The organism is Nitratireductor sp. ZSWI3 (genome assembly GCF_024655565.1).
GTDB lineage: Bacteria > Pseudomonadota > Alphaproteobacteria > Rhizobiales > Rhizobiaceae > Nitratireductor.
In genome coordinates this window covers 37,338-58,783 of the sequence record NZ_JANKOF010000017.1, presented here as the reverse complement: position 1 = coordinate 58,783, position 21,446 = coordinate 37,338, and the positions used below count along the sequence as shown (strand labels likewise).

General features: G+C 66.9%; 17 protein-coding genes. 2 read left to right on the top strand and 15 right to left on the bottom strand.

Annotated features, from left to right (window positions below; genetic code table 11):
• Positions 1 to 4: 4 nt before the first annotated feature.
• From rhaI to NUU27_RS08150, 10 genes are all read right to left on the bottom strand, one after another.
• A complete protein-coding gene (rhaI, locus tag NUU27_RS08195) occupies positions 5 to 1,294 on the bottom strand; it encodes an L-rhamnose catabolism isomerase (protein ID WP_257761597.1) in 1,290 nt (429 codons plus the stop codon).
• Positions 1,295 to 1,315: 21 nt separating this feature from the next.
• On the bottom strand, positions 1,316 to 2,146 hold the full coding sequence (locus tag NUU27_RS08190; protein WP_257761596.1) for a TIGR01459 family HAD-type hydrolase: 831 nt from the start codon (positions 2,144 to 2,146) through the stop codon (positions 1,316 to 1,318).
• 14 nt (positions 2,147 to 2,160) lie between these two features.
• Positions 2,161 to 3,441: an FGGY-family carbohydrate kinase gene (locus NUU27_RS08185; protein ID WP_257761595.1), complete on the bottom strand. Its 1,281-nt coding sequence runs from the start codon at positions 3,439 to 3,441 to the stop codon at positions 2,161 to 2,163.
• Positions 3,442 to 3,445: 4 nt separating this feature from the next.
• Positions 3,446 to 4,513, bottom strand: a complete 1,068-nt coding sequence (locus NUU27_RS08180; RefSeq protein ID WP_257761594.1) for a class II aldolase/adducin family protein — start codon at positions 4,511 to 4,513, stop codon at positions 3,446 to 3,448.
• 89 nt (positions 4,514 to 4,602) lie between these two features.
• Positions 4,603 to 5,709: a substrate-binding domain-containing protein gene (locus tag NUU27_RS08175; RefSeq protein ID WP_257761593.1), complete on the bottom strand. Its 1,107-nt coding sequence runs from the start codon at positions 5,707 to 5,709 to the stop codon at positions 4,603 to 4,605.
• A 60-nt stretch (positions 5,710 to 5,769) separates the two neighbouring features.
• Positions 5,770 to 6,717, bottom strand: a complete 948-nt coding sequence (locus NUU27_RS08170; RefSeq protein WP_257761592.1) for an ABC transporter permease — start codon at positions 6,715 to 6,717, stop codon at positions 5,770 to 5,772.
• A 10-nt stretch (positions 6,718 to 6,727) separates the two neighbouring features.
• Entirely contained in the window at positions 6,728 to 7,720 is a 993-nt protein-coding gene (locus NUU27_RS08165) for an ABC transporter permease (protein WP_257761608.1), read from the bottom strand.
• A gap of 5 nt (positions 7,721 to 7,725) precedes the next feature.
• Positions 7,726 to 9,249 (bottom strand): sugar ABC transporter ATP-binding protein, encoded by a 1,524-nt coding sequence (locus tag NUU27_RS08160; RefSeq protein ID WP_257761591.1) that lies wholly within the window; start codon positions 9,247 to 9,249, stop codon positions 7,726 to 7,728.
• Positions 9,246 to 10,658: an FGGY-family carbohydrate kinase gene (locus NUU27_RS08155; protein ID WP_257761590.1), complete on the bottom strand. Its 1,413-nt coding sequence runs from the start codon at positions 10,656 to 10,658 to the stop codon at positions 9,246 to 9,248. Before NUU27_RS08155 ends, NUU27_RS08160 begins: the two co-directional genes overlap by 4 nt.
• The gene (locus NUU27_RS08150) at positions 10,655 to 11,431 is read right to left on the bottom strand and encodes a DeoR/GlpR family DNA-binding transcription regulator (protein WP_257761589.1); all 777 of its coding nucleotides are present in this window, start codon (positions 11,429 to 11,431) and stop codon (positions 10,655 to 10,657) included. Before NUU27_RS08150 ends, NUU27_RS08155 begins: the two co-directional genes overlap by 4 nt.
• A 235-nt stretch (positions 11,432 to 11,666) precedes the next feature.
• On the opposite strand from NUU27_RS08150, the gene NUU27_RS08145 reads away from it, so the two are divergent.
• Positions 11,667 to 13,769: a bifunctional rhamnulose-1-phosphate aldolase/short-chain dehydrogenase gene (locus NUU27_RS08145; RefSeq protein ID WP_257761588.1), complete on the top strand. Its 2,103-nt coding sequence runs from the start codon at positions 11,667 to 11,669 to the stop codon at positions 13,767 to 13,769.
• 202 nt (positions 13,770 to 13,971) lie between these two features.
• Positions 13,972 to 17,766 (top strand): methionine synthase, encoded by a 3,795-nt coding sequence (gene metH / locus NUU27_RS08140; protein ID WP_257761587.1) that lies wholly within the window; start codon positions 13,972 to 13,974, stop codon positions 17,764 to 17,766.
• A gap of 175 nt (positions 17,767 to 17,941) precedes the next feature.
• Here metH and queF read toward each other — a convergent pair whose 3' ends face one another.
• From queF to NUU27_RS08115, 5 genes are all read right to left on the bottom strand, one after another.
• Entirely contained in the window at positions 17,942 to 18,409 is a 468-nt protein-coding gene (gene queF / locus NUU27_RS08135) for a preQ(1) synthase (RefSeq protein ID WP_257761586.1), read from the bottom strand.
• 15 nt (positions 18,410 to 18,424) lie between these two features.
• A complete protein-coding gene (gene queE / locus NUU27_RS08130) occupies positions 18,425 to 19,144 on the bottom strand; it encodes a 7-carboxy-7-deazaguanine synthase QueE (protein WP_257761585.1) in 720 nt (239 codons plus the stop codon).
• Positions 19,141 to 19,497 (bottom strand): 6-carboxytetrahydropterin synthase QueD, encoded by a 357-nt coding sequence (gene queD, locus NUU27_RS08125; protein WP_257761584.1) that lies wholly within the window; start codon positions 19,495 to 19,497, stop codon positions 19,141 to 19,143. Before queD ends, queE begins: the two co-directional genes overlap by 4 nt.
• The gene (gene queC / locus NUU27_RS08120) at positions 19,490 to 20,194 is read right to left on the bottom strand and encodes a 7-cyano-7-deazaguanine synthase QueC (protein ID WP_257761583.1); all 705 of its coding nucleotides are present in this window, start codon (positions 20,192 to 20,194) and stop codon (positions 19,490 to 19,492) included. The genes queD and queC overlap by 8 nt, the downstream gene beginning before the upstream one ends.
• A gap of 132 nt (positions 20,195 to 20,326) precedes the next feature.
• Positions 20,327 to 21,424, bottom strand: a complete 1,098-nt coding sequence (locus NUU27_RS08115) for a Xaa-Pro peptidase family protein (RefSeq protein ID WP_257761582.1) — start codon at positions 21,422 to 21,424, stop codon at positions 20,327 to 20,329.
• Positions 21,425 to 21,446 lie beyond the last annotated feature (22 nt).

The following is a 21,446-nucleotide window of genomic DNA, read 5'->3' as shown; positions in this document are numbered from 1 at the left end:
CGTATCAGACGATGCCGCCGCCACCGCCCGCGACGGCCGGTCGTTCCGCAGCCACCTTCCGGCGATAGCCGCTCTCGCGGTAGACGGCGATCGGATCGATGGCGCCGCCGGCTCTGAGGCGGGCCATGGCGAGGATCGGGCCGACATCGGTGCGGAAGGCCTCCTTCAGCGTCTGCGTCGCCATCAGGGCGTCGTTGTCTTCCTGATAGGCCTGCAGCGCCGCGCGGTCGACCAGCAGGGCGGCCGCATAGGCCCGCTGGACCTCGGCGGCCGAGAGCATCAGGCTCTCGATCGGGTCGGTGACGTTGTGGCTCTGGTCGAGCATGTGGGCGGGATCGAAATCGGCTGCGCCGGACAGTTCGGCATCGACCAGCTCGTTGAAGACCAGGAACAGCCGGTAGGGATCGATGGAGCCCGCGTCGAGGTCGTCGTCGCCATATTTGCTGTCGTTGAAATGGAAGCCGCCCATCTTGCCGAACTGGATCAGCCGCGAGACGATCATCTCGATGTTGACGTTGGGGGCGTGATGGCCGAGGTCGACCAGGCAGTAGGCCTTGTCGCCGAGCTCCCTGGCGATGATGTAGTTGGTGCCCCAGTCCTGGACGACGGTGGAGTAGAAGGCCGGCTCGTACATCTTGTGCTCGGTGAACAGGCGCCAATCGTCCGGCAGGGCGGCATAGATCGCCTTCATGGACTCCAGATAGCGCTCGAAGGCGCGGGCGAAGTTCACCTGGCCGGGAAAATTCGAGCCGTCGCCGATCCACACCGTCAGTGCCTTCGCCCCGATCCTGCTGCCGATCTCGATGCATTCGAGATTGTGCTCGACCGCCTGGCGACGCACCGCTGCGTCGCAATGCGACAGCGAACCGAACTTGTAGGACAATCCCTGGCCTTCGGCGTCGGAGAAGGTGTTGGAGTTCATTGCGTCGAAGCCGAGCCCGAAACGGGCGGCCGTCTCCCGCAGACGCTGCGGATCGGCCCTGTCCCACGGGATGTGCAGGGAGACGGTGGGTGTGGCGCGGGTGAGGTCGTTGATGACGGCGCAGTCCTCGATCTTGTCGAAGATGTCGCGCGGTTCGCCCGCACCGGGAAAGCGGGCGAAACGCGTTCCGCCGGTGCCCACCCCCCAGGACGGGATGGCGACACCGAACGCCTCGACCTTCGCCAGGATCGCGTCGATGGCGATCCCGCGGCGGTCGAGCCGCTCTCCGAGCGCAGCATAGTCGGCCTTTAGAGCGCCCTCGCGCGGCGCATTGCCTTTCTCGATGGCGTCCCGGGCAATCATGCTTTCCATCTCATCCTCCTTCGCACGGCCTCACCATGCAAATGTCCGCAACAGAAAATCGGGGGTCGCGCCATGGTCCCTGAACAAAGCGGCCTTCTCCTCCGCCGTGCGCGCTGCGAGCACGCCGGTGGTGACCAGCGCGGTCGCCAGGCCGGCGCGGCGTCCCCCGGCAATGTCGTGCTCGACGCTGTCGCCGACGCAGACGATGCGGCCGGTGTCCGGAGCGCCGAGCAGATCGAGCGCGGCGCGGTAGATCTCGGGGAACGGCTTGCCGATCCAGGTCACCGGCCCGCCGAGCTCGGCATAGAGCTCGGCGATGCGCCCGGCCCCGAAGCGTGGGCCGTCGGCCGTCAGCATGATCTTGTCGGGGTTCGTGCACAGGCATGTGATGCCGCGCTGCGCCGCCGGCTCGAGCAGGCGGCGGTAGTGGTCGAGGCCGAACCGGTCTGCCTCGCTGGCGGCGAGGAGGACGATGTCGGCATCGGCGCCGCCTTCGGCCGGCGTCAGCGGCAGGCCGTCGATCGCCGAGCGGTCGCCGTCTCGGGCGATGAGCAGGCAGCGCAACGGGGTTCCGGTCGACAGCGACCGGCTGAGGCGGCTCCAGGCGACCTCGCCGGACGACAGGAAGTGATCCCAACTGCCGGGTGCAAAGCCGAGCCCGCGAAGCCGCGCCTCGTTGGGCGCCGAGCGTTTGCCGGAGTTCGACAGAAGCAGCGTCGTCTTGCCCGCCGCCTTCAGCCGCATCAGCGTCTCGACGGCGCCCGGATAGGGGTTGCTGCCGTCGTGAAGCACGCCGAACTGGTCGAGCACGAAGGTGTCGAACCGCTCGGCGAGGTCGCGGACGCCGGAAAGGGTGCGCATCGTGCCGCCTCCCGTCATCGAAGGGCTCCCATGCTCCGCAGACCCGCCAGGGCAAGGCCCGCAGTGCCGGCTGCCGCCTCGTCCGAATGCGCCGGCAGGAACGGCACGCCGAGCGCCCGTTGGCGGATCCGGGTCCACGCCGGATTGCCGGCGCCGCCGCCGACGGTGCGGATCGAACGCAGCGGCGGCGCGCCGAGCTCGGCAAGGCGATCGTAGCCGAGCTTCTCGATCGCCGCGATGCCCTCGAACATGGCCTTGAGGAACTCGGCATCGTCGGCCGGCCTCGGCTCGAGGCGTGGCGGGTGGGTCCGGTCCATCACGGGAAAGCGCTCGCCCGGCTCCAGGAGCGGATAGAAGTCGAGCCCGGTCGCGGTGGCCGGATCGATCCTTTCCGAGAGCCGCTCGATCTCCGCGCCGGCAAAGAAATGCGCCAGCACCCTGCCGCCGCTGTTGGAGGCGCCGCCGGCGAGCCACATGCCATTGATGCGGTGGCTGTAGATGCCGTAGCCGGGTGCGAAGATCGGCCGGTCGCCGAGCAGCTTGACGGTCAGCGTCGAGCCGAGGGCCGAGACGCCGTCGCCGGGCGTGTGGGCGCCCGTCGCCAGGAAGGATGCGCAGCCGTCGGTGGTGCCGGCGACGACGATGGCTTCGGGATCAAGGCCGAATGCCCGCGCCATGGGGCCGGCAAACCTTCCGAGCGGGGTGCCGGGCTCCACCACCTCGGGCAGCAGACCGGTCTTCAACCCGGTCTCGGCCATCCAGGCAGGCCAGCGTCGCGCCAGCGGGTCGTAGCCGGTCTTCAGCGCATTGTTCTCGTCGGTCGTGCCGTAGTCGCCGGTGAGGCGGCCGGCGATCCAGTCCGCCTGGTGCAGGATCCGCTCGACGCCCGGCACCGCCTGCAAAGCCAGTGCTTTCACGAGGCCCGAGGTCGCACCGTGCGCGGCGCTCTGCTGGGGAATGAGCGGTGCGATGCGGGTGAGCAGCGATGCATCGGCGCTCCTGTCGTCATACATCAGCGCTGGGGCGATCGGCGTTCCCCGTTGATCGACGGCGAGCAGCGTGCCGGATGTGGCGTCGACCGAGACGGCCCTGACGCAGGTTTTGTCGACGGCGTCGAGCACGCCGCCGAGTGCGGTTTCGACCGCCTGCCACCAATCGCCTGGTGCCCGCGGGTCGGCGCCGAGATCGGCGAACCGCGCGGCAGCCCGCGCGACGATCCGGCGCTCCGGCGTCATGGCCACGGCGCGTGCGCCGGAGGTGCCGAGATCGATGCCGATGGCGAGGGTCTCACGCATGGGGTCAGGTGATCTTCGCCGTGTCGGCTGCGGCCTTGCGGGCCAGCTCCTGGCGATATTTCTCCGCGTCCCAGTCGGTCAGTTGATGGTGCTCCTGCGGTGTCAGCACGCGTATCGGGGCATCGGCCGGAACGCGCGCGGCGACGTCGGCGAGACACCGTGCCATCGCATCCGCATTGGGCGGTGCATCGCCGCGCATGAGAACGCCGAGGCTGGGAAACAGGATCGAGGCCGGTGCGGTCCCGACGCGCTCGACGACCTTAGCGACATCCTCTCCGTCACGCGCGATGACGGAGCCTGCGCCGAGAAAGATGACGTGATCGGGATAGAGGCTTCCGCGCGCCGCCAGGGCCGTGCTCACGGGATCGAGGGCGACGCCGTGGGCGGTCTCGGTGTCCGGCAGGCGGAATGCCGATCCGGCGGCCAGTGCTGCGAGCCGGTCGGCATCTGCGCCCGGAGTAGCGCGGGGCGCGGCCCTCAGCCGCGTCTTGACGTCGTCGAGCAGGGCCTGTGCCGCGGCGACCGTCTCGGCGGCCACGACGAGCCCGTGGTTGGCCAGCACCAGGACGTCCGGGCGCTGTTGGCGATGGTCGCAGATGGCCAGCGCCAGCGGCAGGCCGGGCCGTGCGTAGGGAACATAGGCCCAGTTGAGGCCCGCCAGGCGGGGCGTGATCTGGTCGACGCAGTCTGTGCGCACGGCGAAGGCGATGGTGTCGACGCAGTGCACATGCAGCACGACGCGCTGCGGCAACAGGGCATGCACGGTGGTCTCGATCGAAGGGCGAAGGCCGCACGTGTTCAGTGCCGCGACGGTGAAGCGATGCGCCTCTTCGGCGATCGGATCGACGGCTTCCACCGCCGCGATCAGCGGTGCCATCTCCACCGGCACCATGATGTCCCGCCGCATGGCGTCGGCGAGCCACGTGCCGGACGCCTTGATCCACAGCGTATCGCCGACCTTGAGCGAGGTGTTGCCGCCGGCACCTTGCGTCAGGAGGGGATCGCTGCCGATCTTGGCCGACACGGCTTTGAGCTGGGCGAGTTCAGCCTGCCGGTCGATTGTTTCCGACATGAAGGCGATCCTTTCGTTCGACCCCGATGCGTCCGGTGTCCAGGCATGCGGTGATGAGGGAGACGCACCGCGCGTCTCCCCGAAAGACTTCAGAAGTCGAAGTCGTTGATGTTGTCCTTGGTGAAGATCGTCGGCGCGCCGAGCAGGATCTCCGAGCCGTTGATGACGGAAAGGTCGCCCAGCTTGCCGGCGCTGACCGAGGTGGCACCGGGCGTCAGCGTGCCGTCGGCGGCAGCGCGCAGCACATAGGCGGCGGCATAGCCGAGGTCGACCGGGTTCCACAGCACCACCGACTTCACGCAGTCGGAGGCGACGTATGGCTTCATGGCGTTCGGCGTGGCGAGGCCGACGACGGCGATGCTGCCGCATTTGCCGGCCTGCGTCACGGCGTCGGCGGCGGCCGGCGTCGCCACGCTGGTCATGCCGAAGATGCCCTTGAGCTCGTCGCCATATTTGTTGATCAGCGTGTTGGACTGGTTGAACGACAGGATGTTGTCTTCCTGCGCCTCGACCGTCTCCAGCCATTTCATGTCCGGATGGCATTTGGCCTGGTAGGCCTGCATCTCGGCGATCCAGCGTGCCTGGTTGGGCGTCGTGAAGGTCGAGGTGACGATGGCGAAGGCGCCGTCCTCGCCGATCTCGGCCGCCATCGAATCGACCATCGCCTTGGCGATGCCGTTGAACTCCGCCTGGTTGACGAACCACTGGCGGGCGTCCGGCGTGGAATTGGCGTCATAGCCGACGACGTTGATGCCGGCGGCGAGCGCCTTCTTCAGCACCGGCGCGATGGCGACCGGATCGTTGGCGGCAAAGAGGATGCCGTCGACGCCGCTGGTGATGTAGTTGTCGATCAGCGTGATCTGGTCGTCGATATTGGCCTTGCTCGGACCGTCCGTCTTGGCATCCATCGTGCCCATTTCGGCGGCCGCATCGGCAATGCCCTTCGAGGTGGCGTTGAAATAGCCGATGCCGACGAGCTTCGGCACGTCGACCACCTTGATCGTCTTGCCCTTCCGGTCGGGTGCGTTGGTCGGCTGCCCGCCGTCGTAGTCCGCAGCGGCAGGTGTCGCCGGCGTCGCGTCGCAGGCCAGCGGATTGGTCGGCAGGTCGTCGGCTCCCGTCCATGCCGACTGGGCGTGGCTGAGGCTTGTCGAGAAGGACAACGCCAGGAGCGCAGAGAATACCACGTTACGCATTTCATCCTCCAAATGATCGTCCGGACACTTTTGAGCGGCAGTGAAGGACGCTTCTTCTCCCTAGGTTCGAGTGCCGCTCCTCTCGAAGAGATTGCTGGCGAGGATCGCCAGGATGAGCACGGCGCCGATGAGCATGATCGTGCCGTCGCCCTTGACGCCGGCGAGCGACAGCCCGTTCTTCAGTGCCTGGATGAGGCAGAGGCCGATCATCGTGCCGACGATGGTTCCGCGGCCGCCGAAGATCGACGTGCCGCCCAGCACCACGGCGGTGATCGCGTCGAGTTCGATGCCGCTGCCCATGTCCGACCGGGTGGTCGACACGCGCGAGACGAAGATCACCGCCGCCACCGAGGCGGCGAAGCCGGAGGCCGTGTAGAGGGCGAGCTTGGTCTTCTCGACCGCAAGGCCGGAGAAGCGGCTGGCGACTTCGTTCGAGCCCACGGCATAGACCGTGCGCCCCCAGGTGGTGTAGGCGAGGATGATGGAGGCGACGACGGCCGCGAGGATCAGGATCCAGAGCTGCGTCGGCACGCCCAGCACGTCGCGCTGGCCGAGAAGGTAGAACCATTCGGGATAGCCGCGCACCGAACGCGCCTGGCTGATGCCCTCGGCAAGGCCGCGATAGAGCGCCAGCGTCGCCAGCGTGGCGATCAGCGGCGGCACGCGAAAGCGCGTGATGATGACGCCGTTGGCGAAGCCGGCCAGCGTCCCGACGGCGATCGCACCGGCAGCCGCAAATGGCAGCGGCAGGCCGGCATTCTGCCAGAACACGCCGGTCAGGATCGCCGACAAACCGAGGATCGACCCGACGGAGAGATCGATGCCGCCGGTGGCGATCACGAAGGTCATGGCGATGGCGATCAGCCCGACCTCGGTCATGAGCCGGCCCTGGTTGAGCAGGTTTCCGACGGTGAAGAAGCGGTCCGACTGCTGGGACAGCACGAACAGGACGATCACCAGCAGCAGGGCCAGGAAGGTCTCGTGACGGATCAGGGATCTCAAAGCCATCGGTCCGCCCTCAGCCTCTGCCGCGCCGGCGCAGCATGTCGGCGAGCACCGTCGCCAGGATCAGAAGGCCGATCACGGCGCGCAGCCAGTAGGCCGAAACATTGACGAAGATCAGCGCCGAGCCGATGGTCGCAAACAGGATCGTCGCCAGCGTCGAGCCGATCACGGTTCCCGTACCGCCGAGGATCGACACGCCGCCGATGACCGCGGCGGTGATCACCGTCAGTTCGAGGTTGGGCGGCACGGTCGACTGGATCACCTGCAATTGCGTGGCGAAGAGGATGGTCGCGAGGCCGGCGAAGGCGCCATGGATGGCGAACACGGCGACGGTGCGCCGGGCGATCGGGATGCCCGTTGCAAGGGCCGCCTCGGCGTTCCCGCCGATTGCATAGAGGGAGCGGCCGAAGGCGGTGTAGCGCATCCAGAGCGCGGCCAGAACGGTCAGCGCCACCATGACGAGCAGGGGAACGGGAAAGCCGAGGAGCCGCTTCTGGGCGATCAGGAAGTCCGGCGGCAGGTCGGTGATCCAGGTGCCGCCGGTGACGCTGATCAGCCCGCCGCGCAGGATGGACAGCGCCCCCAGCGTGACGACGATGGAGGGGATGCGCGCATAGGCGACGAGGATGCCGATGACCGCGTTGATCGCCATGCCGACCACGACGGGGGCGAGCCAGGCGAACCAGATCGGATAGCCGGCCACCGCCAGCGTGCCCGAAATCGTCGCCAGGACGCCGATCAGCGCCCCCACCGACACGTCGATATGCCCCGTCACGATGATCATCGCCATGCCGATCGCGGCGACCGCGATATAGGCATTGCCCGAAAAGATCGTGGTCAGGTTGTTGGCGCTGATGAAGCGCGGATTGATGAGGGTCACGACCACGAAAAGGACGAGGATTGCCGAGAGGACGATGATTTCCTGTCCGTATTCGGAAAACAGGCGCCGGATGAAACCCTGGCGCTGGAGCCCTGTCCGGGAGCGGACCGGGGGCAGGTCGACCATCGCCGTCATCGAACCGCCTCCTCGATGCCGTTGCGGTGCGCCGTCATCGCCGCGCCGACCCGCTCGGGCGTCGCCTCGGTGCGGTCGATCTCGCCGGTGATGCCGCCGCCGCTCATCACCAGGATCCGGTCGCTCATGCCGAGCACCTCCGGCAGCTCGCTGGAAATCATCAATATTGCCACGCCCTGCTTCACCAGCTCCCCCATGATGGTGTGGATCTCGGCCTTGGCGCCGACATCGACGCCGCGCGTCGGCTCGTCGAGGATCAGCACTTTCGGGACGGTCTCCAGCCATTTGGCGATCACGACCTTCTGCTGATTGCCGCCCGACAGCTCGCCGACCGGCTGTGCGATGTCGCGGCAGCGGATGCTCAGCCGCTTCACCGCCTCGAGCGCCCGCCGGGCCTCGGCACCGGCCTTGATGAAGATGCCGGACGACAGGCGCTCCATCGTCGCCATCGAGACGTTCTTGCGGATGGCCATGGCCTTCACCAGCCCCTGCAAGCCTCGATCCTCCGGCACATAGGCGATGCCGAGGTCGCGCGCCTGCCGCGGCGACGTGATGCGCACGGGTCTTCCCTCCATCAGGATCTCGCCGGAGGTCGCCGGCGTCATCCCGAACAGCGTCAGCGCCAGCTCGGTGCGGCCGCTGCCGACGAGGCCGGCGATGCCGAGGATCTCGCCGCGCCGGAGCGTGAAGGAAATGTCGCGCACCTGACGGCCGTGATTGAGGCTCTTCACCTCCAGGACCGGTTCGCCGATCTTCGCCTCGGCCTTCGGAAACAGGCTGTCGATCGGCCGGCCGACCATCATGGAGACGAGCTGCTGCTCGTCGACCTCCTCGATGTTTCGGGTGGCGACATGGGCGCCGTCGCGCAGCACGGTGACCCGATCGGCGAGCGCGAAGATCTCCGGCAGGCGATGGCTGACATAGACAATGCCGACGCCGCGTGCGCGCAACTGCCTGACCACCTCCATCAGCCTTTGCACGTCGGACTCGACCAGCGAGGCGGTCGGCTCGTCCATGATCAGGATGCGGGCGTCCTTGCTCAGCGCCTTGGCGATCTCGACGCGCTGGCGCTGGGCGACCGAGAGCGTCAGCACCTTGGCGTCGCCGTCGAGCTCGGGGCTGTCGAGCTGGTCGAGCAGGTCGCGGGTGCGGCGGCGCACCTCGGCCCAGTCGATGATGCCGGCGGCCGTGCGCGGATAGTTGCCGAGGAACACGTTCTCGGCGACCGACAGTTCCGGAAACAGGAGCAGTTCCTGATAGACCGTGGCGATGCCCTTGGCGGCCGCATCGCGCGTCGACGAGAACTTCACCTCTTCGCCGCCGACGGTGAAGGTGCCCGCATCGGGCGTGTAGAGCCCCGACATCATCTTGATGAGCGTCGACTTGCCGGCCCCGTTCTCGCCGAGCAGGGCATGCACCTCGCCGGGCCGCACGTCGAAATCCACGTCCTTGAGCACCTTGATGCCGATGAAGGATTTCGACATGCCCTTCAGGCTGACATAGGGGGTCGTATCGCTCATGCTCCCACCCCCTTGGCGACCGTGCCCGTCCCTGCCCGCGCCGTCGCGCGGGCTTCCTGCGCCATCGCCCGCCAGTGCAGGCGATAGGTTTCGAGCCCTGAAACACGGCTTGCCGCGACGGGAACGGTCTCGTCCTTGAACGGTGCCAGGCCGAGACTGTCGAAGGCGAGCGCCGCGGCGCCCGTCGCCGAACCTTCGCTCATCATCGAGCGGACCACCGTCTGCGCCGGGCGCAGCTGCGCCAGCATGCGGATGAAGAGATCGATCCGCGCCAGCCCGCCGTCGACGACCAGGAGATTGTCGGAATGGATGAGGTCGAGCGACAGGTCGGTCATCATGACCACGTAGAGGGCGGCGACGGCGGCGCGCTCCTCGCCGGAAACGTCGCCGCCGACGATGTGGCCCGTCGTCTCGGGAAAGGGGCCGCCCGCCGCCCAGGAGGGCATGGCGAAGATGCCGCGCGCGATGACCCGCTCGACGGCGGCCTGCGGGATCGGTTCGCTCCAGCCCTCGCTGATCACGTCGTATTCGCGTCCGCCCATGAAGCGGAGCGAGGGGGCAGGCTCGCCCTCGACGGTGACGTTGGCGATCATGTCGCGGGCGCCGTCCAGCTCGTTCAACGGGCAGTCGAGATTGATGATGATGACCCAGGTGCCGGTGGAGACCAGGGTGAAGCCGGTCAGCCCGGTCATGCGGTAATAGGCGAGCGCCGCGTTGGAATCGTGAACGCCGTTGTGCACGGCGATGCTGCGCGTCGTGCCGTCGGCAAGCGTGACATCGGTGCGGCCGACGATGGCGCCGGCCGGCGCGAGCGGGGGAAACCTCCTTCGCCAGCCGAGCCTGTCGACCAGTGAGCTGAAATCCCGCCTGAGCGGTGCCCAGAGCTGGCTGTGGGCGCCGAGATAAGACCATTCCGACAACCGGCGCCCGGTGAAGCGCCACACCCAGTACTGCGGATAGCAGAGGATCGCCTCGGTGGCGGCGAACGTTTCCGGCTCTTCCGTCTCGAGCCAGTGAATGTGCCGGGCGATGGCGAAGCCGAGCGGCAGCCAGGGCGTGTAGGTTTCCGAAAAATCGGGCAATTGGGGATCGATGACGGCAGCGACCGCCTCAGGTATCTCCTGTTCGTAATCGAGGATCGGATGAAGCAGGCCCGCGCCGCCGACGAGGGCGAAGGTGCAGCCATGCGCCGAGATCATCAGCCCTGTCACGCCATATGCGGCGGTGACGTCGGCAAGCGCCTCCTCGATCCAGGCGGCAAGGCGCTTCTCGTCGAGGACGCTCCTGCCGTGGAACGTCTTCCATTCGGGCTTCGTCCGGCGTTCGTCGAGCAGCGCGCCGTCCGGCGCGAAGACGAACAGTTTCGAGTTCGTCTTGCCGAGGTCGAGGACCGCCAGGGCACCGCTCACGTGGCGCCCCCGTCGGTTGCGATGCGCAGCGTGATGCCGGCATTCTCGACCATCTTTGCGGCCTGGTCGGACAGGCGGTCATCGGTGATCAGCGTGCCGACCCGTGACAGGGGCAGGGCGACGTTGCGTGCGTGAATGGAGAATTTGCGGCTGTCGGCCAGCACGACGATCTGGTCGACATTGCCGCTCAGTTCCTGGATCGAGCGCACCATCAGCGGATGCGATTCCAGCAGGCCCTCGGCGCTGATGCCCTGTGCGCCGAGGAAGAATTTCGAGGCATAGAAGGTGGTCGGCTGCGATGGCGAATAGATGACGCGCGGCTCGCGGTGCAACTCGCCGCCGGCGACCGTCAGCGCGCATTTACCGTGATCGCCGAGATAGGCGGCGAGCGGCATGGAGTTGGTGAAGAGGCGGATGTTGCGGTCGGCCAGCTTGGCGCCGAGATGGAAGCAGGTGGAGCCGCCATTGACGATGACGCTGTCGCCGTCGGCGACCATCGTCGCCGCCAGATCGGCGATCTGGCGCTTGGCGTCGACGGCCAGGTCGCGGTTTTCGTCATAGGGCCGCGCAAAGGCGGTGTGCAGCGCCGCCCCGTCCAGCGCGGAGACGCCGCCATAGACCTTTCGCGCCCCGCCGGCCTCGTCGATCTTGTCAATGTCGCGCCGCACCGTCGCCGCCGACACGCCAAGGCGCTGCTGCAGCTCGCGGACCGAGGCGAATGGCCGGTCACGCAGAAGCTCGATGATCTGCTGCTGGCGGTCCAGATCGTTCACGAAACATCCTCCCATGCCTTCGCGAAGGGCAGTGCCGTGATTTAACTTACGCAAACAAATTTCTGGTGCAAGCGAATTTTGACGAAAGATAATCATGTCGCGCTGCAAATAAATCATATTGCGCTGCGGTAGTGATTGAGTTCAATCTTTTTGCGATTGACAAAGCCGGTGGCTTCGCCTGAATTGGAGCCAGACGAGGGCGGTGCCGGTCGCGCCGCATCGGGAGGATTCGGCAATGCTCGACACACATTCCGCACGGCTCGCCAATCTGTGGGACGACGCGAAAGCGTCGGCGATGAGCGAGCCCGAAAGGCTGGTCTACCGCTCCAACATCCTCGGCTCGGACAAGCGCGTCACCAATTACGGCGGCGGCAACACCTCGTCGAAGATCCGGCAGAAGGATCCGCTGACGGGCGAGGAGGTCGAGGTCCTGTGGGTGAAGGGGTCGGGCGGCGACAGCGCCTCGATCAGGCTCGACGGTTTCGCGACGCTCTACATGGACAGGCTGCACGCGCTCAAGGGCCTTTACCGCGGGCTCGAACACGAGGACGAGATGGTGGGCTACCTGCCCCACTGCACCTTCAACCTCAATCCGCGCGCGGCATCGATCGACACGCCTCTGCACGCCTTCGTGCCGCGGCCCCATGTCGATCACATGCACCCCGACGCGATCATCGCCATCGCCGCGGCGAAGAACTCGCAGGATCTGACGAAGGCGATCTTCGGCGGCGAGATCGGCTGGCTGCCATGGAAGAGGCCGGGCTTCGAGCTCGGCCTGTGGCTGGAGACATTCTGCCGCGACAATCCGGACGCCAAGGGCGTGATCCTGGAAAGCCACGGACTCTTCACCTGGGGCGACACGCCGAAGGCTTGCTACACGACGACCATCGACACGATCAACAGGGCGATCGATTGGTTCGAGCGGCAGACCAGGGACAAGCCCGCCTTCGGTGGCCGTGCCGTGACGGCACTGCCGGCCGGCGAGCGGCGCGCCATCGCGGCACGGCTGATGCCGAGGATCCGCGGCCTGATCTCGAAGGAGGGCCGGTACAAGCTCGGTCATTTCGACGATTCGGCGGCCGTCCTCGAATTCGTCAACGCGCGGGAGCTCCGCCGGCTGGCCGCGCTCGGGACCTCGTGCCCGGACCATTTTCTGCGCACCAAGATCAGGCCCCTGGTGATCGGGTTCGACCCCGGCAAGCCGGATGTCGAGGCCGTCGCCGCCGCCCTGCCGGAAGCGCTCGATGCCTACCGTGCCGAGTACCAGGCCTATTACGATCGCTGCCGGCATGCCGATTCGCCGCCGATCCGCGATCCCAATCCGGTCGTCTACCTGGTGCCCGGCGTCGGCATGTTCACTTTCGCCGGCGACAAGGCGACCGCGCGCATCTCGGCCGAGTTCTACGTCAACGCCATCAACGTGATGCGCGGCGCCTCCGCCGTCTCGGCCTATGTCGGGCTGCCCGAGCAGGAGGCCTTCGACATCGAATACTGGCAGCTCGAGGAGGCCAAGCTGCAGCGCCTGCCGAAGCCGGAATCCCTGGCCGGCCGGGTGGCCTTCGTCACCGGCGGCGCCGGCGGCATCGGCAAGGCGACGGCGGTCCGCCTCCTGCGCGAAGGCGCCTGCGTGGTGCTCGCCGACATCGACGAGACGGCGCTTGCCGCCGCCCATGAAGAGATCAGCAGCGCCTTCGGCCGCGATTTCGTCCGCTCCGTCAGGCTGGACGTCACGGACGAGGGCGCCGTCGCGGCGGCTTATGCCGAAAGCGCTGTCGCGTATGGCGGCGTCGATATCCTCGTCTCGAATGCCGGCATCTCGTCCTCGGCCTCGATCGAGGACACCGACCTTGCCATGTGGAACCGCAACATGGACATCCTGGCGAAGGGCTATTTCCTCGTCTCGCGCCAGGCTTTCCGCTGTTTCAAGCAGCAGGAGCTCGGCGGCAACATCGTCTTCATCGCCTCCAAGAACGGCCTTGCGGCATCGCCCAACGCGGCCGCCTATTGCACGGCCAAGGCGGCCGAGATCCATCTGGCCCGCTGTCTGGCGCTGGAGGGCGCGGAGCACCAGATCCGCGTCAACACGGTCAACCCCGACGCGGTGTTGCGCGGTTCCAAGATCTGGAGCGGCGAATGGCGCCAGCAGCGCGCCGCGGCCTATGCGATGCAGCCCGACGAACTGGAGGAGCACTACCGCAAACGCTCCATGCTGAAGCGCTCGGTGTTCCCCGAGGACATCGCCGAGGCGGTCTACTTCCTGGCCTCGGACATGTCGGCCAAATCGACCGGCAACATCATCAATGTCGACGCCGGCAACGCGCAGAGCTTCACGCGCTGAAGCGATGCTACGCCGGCAAACAAGGTGCGGGCCGGCTATGCCCGGGTATGCAGCATGTTGACATAAAGATATCTTTATGTGACGAACAGTCTGAGATCGCGACGATCCCGAACGATCGTCGTCGTCGCTTCCGGTAAGTTTGAGCGGGGTGCGGGCGCAAAGCCGCCCATTCATCTCATTCCGCTCGGGGAAAGGCTGTAACGTGTCGCAAGCGCATTCGTCCATCGATACCCTGTTCGGCCCAGTCGCCGCAAAGTCCGACGGCTCGGATGTCTTCGAGGCGCTGAGGGCGGCGGCGAGCGAGCGCATCCTGGTGCTGGACGGCGCCATGGGAACGCAGATCCAGGGACTGGGGCTCGATGAGGACCACTTCCGGGGCGACCGTTTCGTCGGCTGTGCCTGCCACCAGAAGGGCAACAACGACCTCCTGATCCTGACCCAGCCGAAGGCGATCGAGGACATTCACTACCGGTACGCCAAGGCCGGCGCCGACATCATCGAGACCAACACCTTCTCCTCCACCGCGATCGCCCAGGCCGATTACGAGATGCAGGAGCTGGTCTATGAGCTGAACCGCGATGGAGCCCGGCTTGCCAAGCGGGCCGCGCTGCGCGCCGCGCAGGAGGATGGCCGTCGCCGCTTCGTCGCCGGCGCGCTGGGGCCGACCAACCGCACGGCCTCCATCTCGCCGGACGTCAACAATCCGGGTTTCCGTGCCGTCACCTTCGACGATCTGCGGATCGCCTATGGCGAGCAGTTGCGCGGCCTTGTCGACGGCGGCGCCGACATCGTCCTGATCGAGACGATCTTCGACACGCTGAACGCAAAGGCGGCCATCTTCGCCGCCGAGGAGATCTTCGCCGAGAAGGGCATCCGGCTGCCGGTGATGATCTCCGGCACCATCACCGACCTGTCCGGCCGCACGCTCTCCGGCCAGACGCCGACGGCATTCTGGCATTCGGTGCGGCACGCCAGGCCGTTCACCATCGGGCTCAACTGCGCGCTCGGCGCGGCCGCCATGCGCCCGCATCTGGCGGAGCTCGCCGACGTCGCCGATGCCTTCGTCTGCGCCTATCCGAATGCCGGCCTGCCGAACGCCTTCGGCGAATATGACGAGAGCCCCGAATTCATGGCCGCGCAGGTGGAGGGGTTCGCTCGCGAGGGGCTGGTCAACGTCGTCGGCGGCTGCTGCGGCTCGACCCCCGAGCACATCGCCGCGATCGCCGAGGCGGTTGCGAGGCACAAGCCACGGGCTCTGCCCGAGCATCCCGTGCAGATGCGCCTGTCCGGCCTGGAGCCCTTCACGCTGACCGACGACATTCCCTTCGTGAATGTCGGCGAACGCACCAACGTCACCGGCTCGGCCCGCTTCCGCAAGCTGATCACGGCAGGCGATTTCGCCGCCGCGCTCGACGTTGCACGCGACCAGGTGGCGAACGGCGCCCAGGTGATCGACATCAACATGGACGAGGGTCTGATCGATTCGCAGAAGGCGATGGTCGATTATCTCAACCTCGTCGCCGCCGAGCCAGACATCGCCCGCGTGCCGGTGATGATCGATTCCTCCAAATGGGAGGTGATCGAGGCCGGCCTGAAATGCGTCCAGGGCAAGCCCATCGTCAACTCGATCTCGCTGAAGGAAGGCGAGGAGGCTTTTCTTCGCCAGGCGCGTCTGTGCCGTGCCTATGGCGCGGCGGTCGTCGTGATGGCCTTCGACGAGACCGGCCAGGCCGACACGAAGAAGCGCAAGGTCGACATCTGCACCCGCGCCTACAGGCTCCTGACGGAGGAGGCGGGCCTGGCGCCGGAAGACATCATCTTCGACCCGAACATCTTCGCCGTCGCCACCGGCATCGAGGAGCACGACAATTACGGCGCCGACTTCATCGAGGCGACCGGCGAGATCACCGCCGGCCTGCCGCATGTCCATGTGTCGGGCGGCGTGTCGAACCTGTCCTTCTCGTTTCGCGGCAACGAGCCGGTGCGCGAGGCGATGCATGCGGTGTTCCTGTACCACGCCATCCAGGCGGGCATGGACATGGGCATCGTCAATGCCGGCCAGCTGGCCGTCTACGAATCGATCGATCCCGAGCTGCGCGAGGCGTGCGAGGACGTGGTGCTCAACCGCGCGCCGAAGGCCGGCGGCACGGCCACCGAGCGGCTTCTGGAGATCGCCGAGCGGTTCAAGGGCACCGGCGGCAGGGAAGCCCGGGAAAAGGACCTTGCCTGGCGCGAATGGCCGGTCGGCAAGCGGCTGGAACATGCGCTGGTGAACGGCATTACCGAATACATCGAGGCCGACACGGAAGAAGCGCGCCAGGCGGCCAAGCGGCCTCTGCATGTCATCGAGGGACCGCTGATGGCGGGCATGAACGTGGTCGGCGACCTGTTCGGCGCCGGCAAGATGTTCCTGCCGCAGGTGGTGAAATCGGCGCGCGTCATGAAGCAGGCCGTCGCCGTGCTCCTGCCTTACATGGAGGCCGAGAAGGCGGCCAATGGCGGCGGCGAGCGCGAGAGCGCCGGCAAGATCCTGATGGCGACGGTGAAGGGTGATGTCCACGACATCGGCAAGAACATCGTCGGCGTGGTGCTGGCGTGCAACAATTACGAGATCCTCGATCTCGGCGTGATGGTGCCGGCGGCGAAGATCCTCGAGACGGCGAAGGCGGAGAAGGTCGACATCATCGGCCTGTCCGGCCTCATCACGCCGTCGCTCGACGAGATGGCGCATGTCGCCGCAGAGATGGAGCGCGAGGGCTTCGACATTCCGCTTCTGATCGGCGGAGCGACGACCAGCCGCGTCCACACGGTGGTGAAGATCCACCCCCGCTACACGAAGGGCCAGGCCGTTTACGTGACCGACGCCAGCCGCGCCGTCGGCGTCGTCTCGAACCTTTTGTCGGCGGAGGCGAAGCCCGGCTATGTGGAGGCGTTGCGCGCCGAGTACGTCAAGGTGTCGGAGGCGCACGCCCGCTCGGAGGCCGAGAAGCAGCGCCTGCCCCTGCCGGCCGCCCGCGCCAACCGGTATCGTGGCGACTGGGCAAGCTACACGCCGCCGAAGCCTGCCTTTCTCGGCGCCAGAACGTTCGAGAGCTGGGACCTTGCCGAGCTCGCGCGCTACATCGACTGGACGCCGTTCTTCCAGACCTGGGAGCTCAGGGGCCGGTTCCCGAAGATCCTGGACGACGAGAAGCAGGGCCATGCCGCACGCCAGCTCTATGCCGACGCGCAGGCGATGCTGAAGCAGATCGTCGAGGAAAAATGGTTCGCGCCGCGGGCGGTGATCGGCTTCTGGCCGGCCAATGCGGTCGGCGATGACATCGAGCTCTACACGGACGAGGCCCGCGCGGAACGGCTCGACACCTTCTTCACCCTGCGCCAGCAGCTGACGAAGCGTGACGGCAAGCCGAACCTGGCGCTCGCCGACTTCGTGGCGCCCAAGGACTGCGGCAAGGCGGACTATCTCGGCGGCTTCGTCGTCACGGCGGGCATCGAGGAAGTCGCCATCGCCGAGCGCTTCGAGCGCGCCAATGACGACTACTCCTCGATCATGGTCAAGGCGCTCGCCGACCGCTTCGCCGAAGCCTTCGCCGAGCGGATGCACGAGCGGGTCCGCAAGGAGTTCTGGGGCTATGTCCCGGAGGAAGCCTTCACGCCCGAGGACCTGATCGGCGAACCCTATCGCGGCATCCGCCCGGCGCCCGGCTATCCCGCCCAGCCCGACCATACGGAAAAGGCGACGCTGTTCCGCCTGCTCGATGCGGAAAGGAACGCCGGCGTGAAGCTCACCGAGAGCTACGCCATGTGGCCCGGCTCTTCCGTGTCCGGGCTCTATTTCTCCAACCCGGAAGCCTATTATTTCGGCGTGGCGAAGGTCGAGCGGGACCAGGTCGAGGATTATGCGCGGCGCAAGGGCATGAGCCTCGCCGAGGTCGAGCGCTGGCTCGCCCCCGTCCTCAATTACGTTCCGTCACGCGCCGCCGAAGCCGCCGCGTGACGTCCATTCCGGGCGGCGGCACTCGCCGCTGCCCGGCTATGATGCGTCCGCAGGCTGTTCCCGACGCCGGAGAATCCACAGCCGGTATGGCCTTTCGCCGAACCCAGCGGTTCGTAGCGAATGTTGGCGCGACATGCTCGGCCACGGCCGTAATCGGACGCTTGATGACCGGTTTTCAACCGCGTCCGCGGTAAGCCGGGACGCCCTGGTCGGGCAGCCAGACATCGCGGGGCGGCTCGCCGGTCTGGTAGAACACGTCGATGGGGATGCCGCCACGCGGATACCAGTAGCCGCCGATGCGCAACCACTCCGGCTCCAGCAGGTCCGCGAGGCGCCGGCCGATCGCCACGGTGCAATCCTCATGGAAGGCGCCATGGTTGCGGAACGAGCCGAGATAGAGCTTGAGCGACTTGCTTTCCACCAGCCAGCCCGACGGCACGTAGTCGATCACCAGATGGGCGAAATCAGGCTGCCCGGTGAGCGGGCAGAGCGAGGTGAATTCGGGCGCGGTGAAGCGCACGGCATAGCGCGCATCCTTCTGCGGGTTCGGCACGCGTTCGATCCGTGCTTCCTCGGGGGAGCGCGGCAAGTCGCTCTTGCCGCCGAGAAGCGTGAGATCGCTGTAGATCGTCTTTTCCGGCATCGGAATCTCCTCGTGTCAGACGCCGCGCTTGTTGCCCCAGAGGAGCACGTGAAGCTGCGGCAGGATGTGCGGGGTGAACCAGCGATCGGCGGCCGCGCGATCCACCAGCCAGCGCATGCGCTCCAGGATGCCGTCCGTGTCGATGGGGGCGTCCTTGGCGCTGGGTGGCGGCGGGGTGTGGTTGCCGGGCTGCAGATAGAGCGGCAGGGCCGGATAGCGCGCTGCGACCGCTCTCGCCCAGGCATAGTCCGCCTCGTCGAAGACGACGAGCTTCATCACCCGCGCGGCGCCGCCGGCCGCCTCCAGGCAATTTTCGAAACAGGCCCAGTCGACCGTTTCGCCGGAGGATGGCGGCTTCGGGCTCAGCACGAGCATGTCGAGCTCGCTGAACCAGTCGCGCGCGATCGATCCCTGCGTCTCCATCGCGAAGCGATAGCCCTCGGCCTTGCCTCTGCCGATCAGGTTCGCAAAGGGCTGGATCGCCGGGTTGCCGCCGGAAAGCGAGACGACGAGCGGCACGCCGCCCGAGAGCTCGCGCACCCGCGCCCAGACATCGGCGCTCTGCATGGGAAGCCATTCATGACGATAGGCATTGTCGACGGCGTGCAGGCTGTCGCACCAGTGGCAGCGATAATCGCATCCGCCGCTGCGCACGAACACCGTCGGCATGCCGATCAGCGCCCCTTCGCCCTGGATGGTTGGGCCGAAGATCTCGGCGATGCGCAGCGTGCTCATGGCCGGTACTCGGCCCAGGTCTTGGGCGTCTCGCTGACGCGCACCGCCGACACCTCGCTCCAGCGCGCCTTGCACCAGTCATAGACGGCCTTGGCGAGGAACTCGGCGGTCACGCCGTCATGGCCGAACACTTCGTTCAGATGCCGGTGGTCGAACGTGTCGTCGATGTACCGCTTCAGGGGAGCGAGCTCGCGGTAGTCGCGCACGAAACCATGATTGTCGAGCCGCTCGCAGGAAAGCTCCACCACGACGATATAATTGTGCCCGTGCAGCCGCGCGCAGGGGTGGTCGTCCGGCAGGCCCGCCAGGCGATGCGAGGCGGAGAAGTGGAATTCCTTGCTGATTCTATACACGGTGCGCCTCCCGGCCGGTCGCCGCCAGCCAGAAGTCCGGGTCCTCGTAGGCGGTCGGATCCTCGACGCCGGCCTCATGAAAGGCTTCGCGCCGCTCGACGCAGGTTCCGCAGCGCCCGCAATGCAATTCGCCGCCCTTGTAGCAAGACCAGGTCTCGGCGAATGGCGTGCCGGCCTTTTGCCCTTCGCGCACGATGTCGGCCTTCGTGCCGTGAAGGAATGGCGTGTGGAGGCGGATGCGGCCGATGCCGTCGAGCGCCGCATCCTGCATGGCCTGGAAAGCCTCGGCGAAGGCGGGCCGGCAATCGGGATAGATGAAGTGATCGCCACCGTGGACGGCCGCGGCAACCGCATCGGCCCCGCGCGCGGCGGCGATGCCGAAGGCGATGGTCAGCATGATGGCGTTGCGGTTCGGCACGACGGTGACGCGCATAGTCTCCTCGGCATAGTGCCCGTCGGGCACGTCGATGGCATCGGTCAGCGCCGAGCCGCCGAGGTGTTTGCCGATGCCCGAAATGTCGATGAGATCGTGCGCCACGCCGAGGCGGGTGGCGGCGCGCGCCGCGAAATGCAGTTCCTTGCGATGCCTTTGGCCGTAATCGAAGGAGACGAGGCCGACGAGCATCTCCTCCCGCGCCATCATATGGGCGAGGGAAACGGAATCGAGTCCGCCGGAGCAGACGACGAGTGTCTTCATGTCAGGGTCCTTGTTTTGTAACCGGGTAGGCTGCGACCGGTGCCGGACCACGTCCGGCGGCCGAGGACCTAGCAAATCCTCGGGGTGATGAAAAGCGGTGATTCAGCGCAGGGCTTGGGGGTAGCCCGATGTCTAACCTCTGATCTGCGCCGCCCGCGGCATTCCCGAAAGGATCTCCGGCCCGTCGGCGCGCAGGATGACGATTTCCTCCAGCCTGAGGCCGAACGTGCCCGGCAGATAGATGCCCGGCTCGATGGAGAACACCATGCCCTCGTCGAGCACCGTTTCCGAGGTTGCGGTGAGGTAAGGCGGCTCGTGGATGTCGATGCCGAGACCGTGGCCGGTTCGATGCGTGAAGAACTCCCCGTAGCCGGCTTCGGTGATGACGTCGCGCGCCGCCTTATCGACCGCGCTGGCGGGAATGCCGGGCCTGGCGGCGGCGAGCGCTGCCGTGACCGCCCTTTCGACGATGCCATGCACTTTCTCGAACTCCGCCGAAGGCGTGCCGAAGAAGCCGACCCGGGTCATGTCCGAAGGATAGCCGTCGAGCCGGCCGCCGGTGTCGATCAGCACCGCGTCCCCCTCCTTCAGCTTCGTTTCGCCGGTGTGATGATGCGGGAAGGCGCCGTTGCCGCCGAAGCAGACGCTGGTGAAGACCGGCGCCGCACCGGCCGCCTTGTAGACGTCGCGGAGCGCCGCCGCCACGTCGAGCTCGCTGATGCCGGGCTTCAGCGCGTCGAAACCTGCCATGGCGGCCTTGTCGTTGAGCAGCGCGCTCGCCTTCAGCCGCTCGTATTCGCCGGCATCCTTGCGGGCCCTGAGATGGCCGACCGTGTCGCCGGTGAAGCGGCGCTGCGCGCCCGGCAGTGCGTCGAGCAGGAGCAGGGCGAAGTCGGCCCGCATCGTCTCGTCGATGACGACGCTGGGTTTTTCCGGCAGGTTCGATGCCTTGAGGAGGTCTGCGAGAGCCGCATCGGGTCCGTCGTCGTCGCGCCAGGCAAAGAACGGCAGGGCGGTCTTCTGCCGCGAGCTGTCGATGTTGAGCGCCGGCATCAGGAAGCCGGCGTGATCGCGCGAGACGAGCAGCATCACGGGGCGCTCGTCGCCATGCGGGTCGAGGCCGGCCATGTACATCATGTGGCTGGAAGGGCCGATCGCCACGAGATGGGTGCCGGTGTCGTGCATGCGCCGGCGCAGGGCTTCAAGACGCTGATCGGATAGGCTGGACATGGAGAACTCCGGAAGGGATGCT